Source organism: Streptomyces sp. (genome assembly GCF_036566765.1).
Lineage (GTDB): Bacteria > Actinomycetota > Actinomycetes > Streptomycetales > Streptomycetaceae > Streptomyces.
The window spans coordinates 1-4,631 of the sequence record NZ_DATCVQ010000157.1 but is presented as its reverse complement, the minus strand read 5'-3'; the positions used below and the strand labels follow the sequence as shown (position 1 = coordinate 4,631).

Annotated in this window: 4 protein-coding genes, 3 tRNA genes and 1 pseudogene; 4 read left to right on the top strand and 4 right to left on the bottom strand. The window is 71.5% G+C overall.

The genetic code is table 11. The features are described 5' to 3' along the window. Positions 1–1,587 (bottom strand): ATP-dependent RNA helicase HrpA (hrpA, locus tag VIU94_RS08275; RefSeq protein ID WP_331909147.1); only part of this gene is annotated, 1,587 nt, incomplete at its 3' end. Between the two features lie 138 nt (positions 1,588–1,725). Between hrpA and VIU94_RS08270 the strand changes: the two genes are divergently transcribed. Beyond that, positions 1,726–2,502 carry a DsbA family protein gene (locus VIU94_RS08270; RefSeq protein ID WP_331909145.1) on the top strand — a complete coding sequence of 259 codons (777 nt, stop codon included), beginning with the start codon at positions 1,726–1,728 and terminating at the stop codon, positions 2,500–2,502. Next, entirely contained in the window at positions 2,499–3,338 is an 840-nt protein-coding gene (locus VIU94_RS08265; protein WP_331909143.1) for a cytochrome c biogenesis CcdA family protein, read from the top strand. The genes VIU94_RS08270 and VIU94_RS08265 overlap by 4 nt, the downstream gene beginning before the upstream one ends. Before the next feature lie 76 nt (positions 3,339–3,414). Here the strand turns inward: VIU94_RS08265 and VIU94_RS08260 are convergent. The 3 genes from VIU94_RS08260 to VIU94_RS08250 all read right to left on the bottom strand — a co-directional run bounded on the left by VIU94_RS08260 (position 3,415) and on the right by VIU94_RS08250 (position 3,697). Next, positions 3,415–3,488, bottom strand: a tRNA-Phe gene (locus VIU94_RS08260). A gap of 22 nt (positions 3,489–3,510) precedes the next feature. Further along, positions 3,511–3,584 (bottom strand) — tRNA-Asp (locus VIU94_RS08255). A gap of 40 nt (positions 3,585–3,624) precedes the next feature. Continuing rightward, positions 3,625–3,697 (bottom strand) — tRNA-Glu (locus VIU94_RS08250). Between the two features lie 139 nt (positions 3,698–3,836). On the opposite strand from VIU94_RS08250, the gene VIU94_RS08245 reads away from it, so the two are divergent. Continuing rightward, a complete protein-coding gene (locus tag VIU94_RS08245) occupies positions 3,837–4,187 on the top strand; it encodes a metallopeptidase family protein (protein WP_046909030.1) in 351 nt (116 codons plus the stop codon). A gap of 241 nt (positions 4,188–4,428) precedes the next feature. Next, positions 4,429–4,631 (top strand): annotated as a pseudogene (locus tag VIU94_RS08240) (hypothetical protein); the annotation flags it as partial.

Genomic DNA, 4,631 nt, shown 5'->3' with positions numbered 1-4,631 from the left:
GATGACCATGACCTCGCGCGTGCAGCCGTTGCGGTCGGCCTCGATGACCATACGGGCCAGGCGCGGGTCGACGGGCAGCTGCGAGAGCTTGCGTCCCAGCTGCGTCAGCCGCTGCCCCTTCTTCCCCTCCCCGGGGGACTTCTCCTCCAGGTCGAGCGCGCCGAGTTCCTGGAGCAGCTGCACACCGTCGCGGATGTTGCGGTGGTCCGGCGGGTCGATGAACGGGAACTTCTCGATGTCGCCGAGCCCGGCCGCGGTCATCTGGAGGATGACGGAGGCGAGATTCGTTCGCAGGATCTCCGCGTCCGTGAACTCGGGGCGGGCGAGGAAGTCGTCCTCCGAGTACAGGCGGATGCAGATGCCGTCCGACGTACGGCCGCAGCGGCCCTTGCGCTGGTTGGCGCTGGCCTGCGAGATCCGCTCGATGGGCAGCCGCTGGACCTTGGTGCGGTGGCTGTAGCGGGAGATCCGGGCGTTGCCCGGGTCGATCACGTATTTGATGCCGGGGACGGTCAGCGAGGTCTCGGCCACGTTCGTCGCCAGAACGATCCTGCGGCCGGTGTGGCGCTGGAACACCCGGTGCTGCTCGGCGTGCGACAGGCGCGCGTAGAGAGGGAGCACCTCGGTGTGGCGGAGGTTCTTCTTGTTCAGGGCGTCCGCGGTGTCGCGGATCTCGCGCTCGCCGGAGAGGAAGACCAGGACATCGCCGGGGCCCTCCGCCTGGAGCTCGTCGACGGCGTCGCAGATCGCGGTGATCTGGTCGCGGTCGGAGTCGTCGCCCCCAGAATCAGACTCAGCCTCTTCGAGGAGCGGGCGGTATCGCACCTCCACCGGATACGTACGCCCGCTGACCTCGACGATCGGGGCGTCACCGAAGTGCCGGGAGAACCGCTCGGGGTCGATGGTCGCCGAGGTGATGACGACCTTGAGGTCGGGGCGCTTCGGCAGCAGCTGGGCCAGATACCCGAGGAGGAAGTCGATGTTGAGGGACCGCTCGTGGGCCTCGTCGATGATGATCGTGTCGTAGGCGCGCAGCTCGCGGTCCGTCTGGATCTCGGCGAGCAGGATGCCGTCCGTCATCAGCTTCACGAAGGTCGCGTCGGGGTTCACCTGGTCGGTGAAGCGGACCTTCCAGCCGACCGCCTCGCCCAGCGGGGTCTTCAGCTCGTCCGCGACGCGCTCGGCGACCGTGCGGGCGGCGATCCGGCGGGGCTGCGTGTGGCCGATCATGCCGCGCACACCGCGGCCCAGCTCCAGACAGATCTTCGGGATCTGCGTCGTCTTGCCGGAGCCCGTCTCACCGGCGACGATCACGACCTGGTGGTCGCGTATCGCCTCCAGGATCACGTCCTTCTTCTGGGAGACGGGCAGCTGCTCGGGGTACGTGACGGTGGGCACGCGGGCGGCGCGCCCGTCGACGCGCTCCTTGGCCTTGCCGGCCTCGGCGGCGATCTCGTCCAGCACGGCCTGACGGGCCTCGGGCTTGCGGATGCGGCGGGCGCCTTCGAGACGGCGGCCGAGCCGGTGTGCGTCCCGCAGCGAGACCTCGGCCAGCACGGTCTGGAGGGCGGCGAAGGAAGTAGACATACGGAGTCCAGGATCGCACCTGCGGACGAGAACCGGCGAACCGATTTACGAGGCGTGCGCCACGGGCGTGCGTAATATTTCGGGACACACCGACCCGACCTCCCACCCTCCTCCCTCGCTGTCCAGGAGCGTTTCCGCGTGCCCAAGTCCAAGCCGATCGTGATCGTGGCCGGGGTGGCCCTGGCCGCCGCCGTGCTCGGCCTCGTCTCGTACACCGCCACGAAGCCGGCCTCTCGCGACGCCGCCCTCGCCGACGCGTCCGTCGAGCCGACCGCCGAGGTCTATCCGGAGCTGGAGGCGTACGCGCGCCGGGACGCGGCCGACGAGCTGGCGCTCGGGCGGGCCGACGCGCCCGTGGTCCTCATCGAGTACGCGGACTTCAAGTGCGGGTACTGCGCGCAGTTCGCCCGGAACACCGAGCCGCGGCTGGTGAAGAAGTACGTCGACGACGGCACCCTGCGCATCGAGTGGCGGAACTTCCCGATCTTCGGCGAGGAGTCGGAGGCCGCGGCCCGCGCGTCGTGGGCGGCGGGGCAGCAGGGGCGGTTCTGGGAGTTCCACCGGGCGGCGTACGCGGAGGGCGTGAAGGAGAAGGGCTTCGGCGCGGACCGGCTCGCGGCGCTCGCGAAGGAGGCCGGGGTCCGGGACCTGGCGCGGTTCGCCCGCGACGCTCAGAGCGCGGCGGCCCGCGAGTCGGTGAGCGCCGACCAGGAGCAGGGGTACTCGCTGGGCGCGACCTCGACCCCGTCCTTCCTGGTCAACGGCCGCCCGCTCGCGGGCGCACAGCCGCTGGACGCCTTCACCCGGGCGATCGAGGCGGCGGCCCGGACCGCGAAGGCGAAGGGCACGAAGGCGGCGGGGCCGTCGGCATCGCCGACGGAGGCCGGCGCCGTGGGCGGGGCGACTACGCGATGAGCGGCGACATCGGCTATCTGGCCGCGCTCCTGGGCGGTCTGCTCGCGCTGCTCAGCCCGTGCAGCGCCCTGCTCCTGCCGGCCTTCTTCGCGTACTCGATCGACTCGCCGGGCCGGCTGCTCGCCCGTACCGGCATCTTCTACGCGGGCCTCGCCACCACCCTCGTACCGCTGGGCGCGGCCGGCTCCTTCGCGGGACGGCTGTTCTACGGCAACCGGGACCTCCTGGTCACGTCCGGCGGCTGGCTGATCATCGCGCTCGGCCTGCTGCAGATCCTCGGCCTGGGCTTCGCCTCGCGCCGGATCGCCGAGGTCAGCGGCCGGATCCGGCCGACCACGGCGCTCTCCGTGTACGCCCTGGGCCTGGTGTACGGCCTCGCCGGCTTCTGCGCGGGCCCGATCCTCGGCAGCGTCCTGACGGTGGCGGCGCTGAGCGGCAGCCCGGCGTTCGGCGGGCTGCTCCTCGCGGTGTACGCGCTGGGCATGGCGGTCCCGCTGTTCGTCCTCGCGCTGCTCTGGGAGCGGTACGACCTGGGGCGGCGGCGCTGGCTGCGGGGCCGCCCCGTCCGGCTCGGCCGCTTCGAGGCGCACTCGACCTCGCTGCTGTCCGGGCTGTTCTTCGTGGTGCTCGGCACGCTCTTCCTGGTCTTCGACGGCACGACGGCGCTGCCGGGGCTGCTGTCGGCAGACGACTCGTTCGCCGTGGAGGAGCGGGTGGCGGCGTTGGGCCGTACGGTCCCGGACGGGGCGCTGCTGGTCGGTGTGGTCGCGGTGGTGGCGGCGGTGTTCGCGGCACGGGGCCTGAGGTCGGGCCGGCGGGAGCGCGAGGAGGCGTGAAGAGGAGGGGCCGGGGCGGAGTGGAGGCGGCGGCATGAAGAAGGCCCCCGTCCTGAGGACGGGGGCCTTCTGATTGTGGCTGGGGCCGGGGTCGAACCGGCGACCTATCGCTTTTCAGGCGATCGCTCGTACCAACTGAGCTACCCAGCCACGAAGCCGTTTCCAGCTTCAGCGATCCTGACGGGACTTGAACCCGCGACCTCCACCTTGACAGGGTGGCGAGCTAACCAACTGCTCCACAGGACCTAGGTTGTGCGCGAGAACTAGTCTCGCACACGGTGGTGCGTGCCCCCAACGGGATTCGAACCCGTGCTACCGCCTTGAAAGGGCGGCGTCCTGGGCCACTAGACGATGAGGGCTAAGGGCCCACCTGGGCGCTTCATCAGCGCGTCGGGGACGTGAGAAGCATATGGGATGCCGGCGGCTATCGCCAAAACGGTTTCCCCGCCGCCTGCGAGAGCCGCCCCGGACGGGGGACGGCGGAGGGACAATGGCCCCGTGCTGGAGATGACACGCGAGGAGTTCGAGGAACTGGTCGCCGAGGCGCTGGACAGGATCCCGCCGGAGCTGACGCGGCTGATGGACAACGTCGCGGTGTTCGTGGAGGACGAGCCTTCTCCGGACGATCCCGAGCTGCTCGGCCTGTACGAGGGAACGCCGCTGACGGACCGCGGCGAGTGGTACGCCGGCGTGCTGCCGGACCGGATCACGATCTACCGGGGGCCGACGCTGCGGATGTGCGAGTCGCGCGAGGACGTGGTCGCGGAGACGGAGATCACCGTGGTGCACGAGATCGCGCACCACTTCGGGATCGACGACGAGCGGCTGCACGCGCTGGGGTACGGCTGACGGGTGCGGGGCGGGGCGCGCGGGGCGACGGGCGTCCACGGGGGGCGGCTGGGGCGACGGGTGTCCACGGGGCCTGAGGTACCGGCGACCCAGGGGCCTCCTGTCGGGTCCGCGCGGATCCCTTCGCCTTCGGGCGTGTCCCTTGTGGCGCGCGGGGAGTTGGGCTGAGAAACGCGTTCTTCCCCGGCTGCGGCCGGGGCGCGTGTTCCGTCCGTGCCCCTCATGCCTGGAGGTGCCCTCCGTGCGCCCACTGCCCACCCCCGTGAGATGGGCCGCAACCGCGCTGGCGGTCGCCGCCTGCGCCGGACTCAGCGGCTGTATGAGCGTGAGCGACGAGGGCGCGAAGCCCGCGCCCGGCAAGTCCGCGGGGAAGCAGGACGGCGTGTCGGCCGAGTCGGCCGGCGGCGCGGGCGCGCCTGGCGGGGCGCGCGAGGGCGGGCGCGG

Bases quoted from the DNA above. Each gene is read 5' to 3' on its own strand.
- VIU94_RS08265 (WP_331909143.1), top strand. From the start codon at position 2,499: ATGAGCGGCGACATCGGCTATCTGGCCGCGCTCCTGGGCGGTCTGCTC.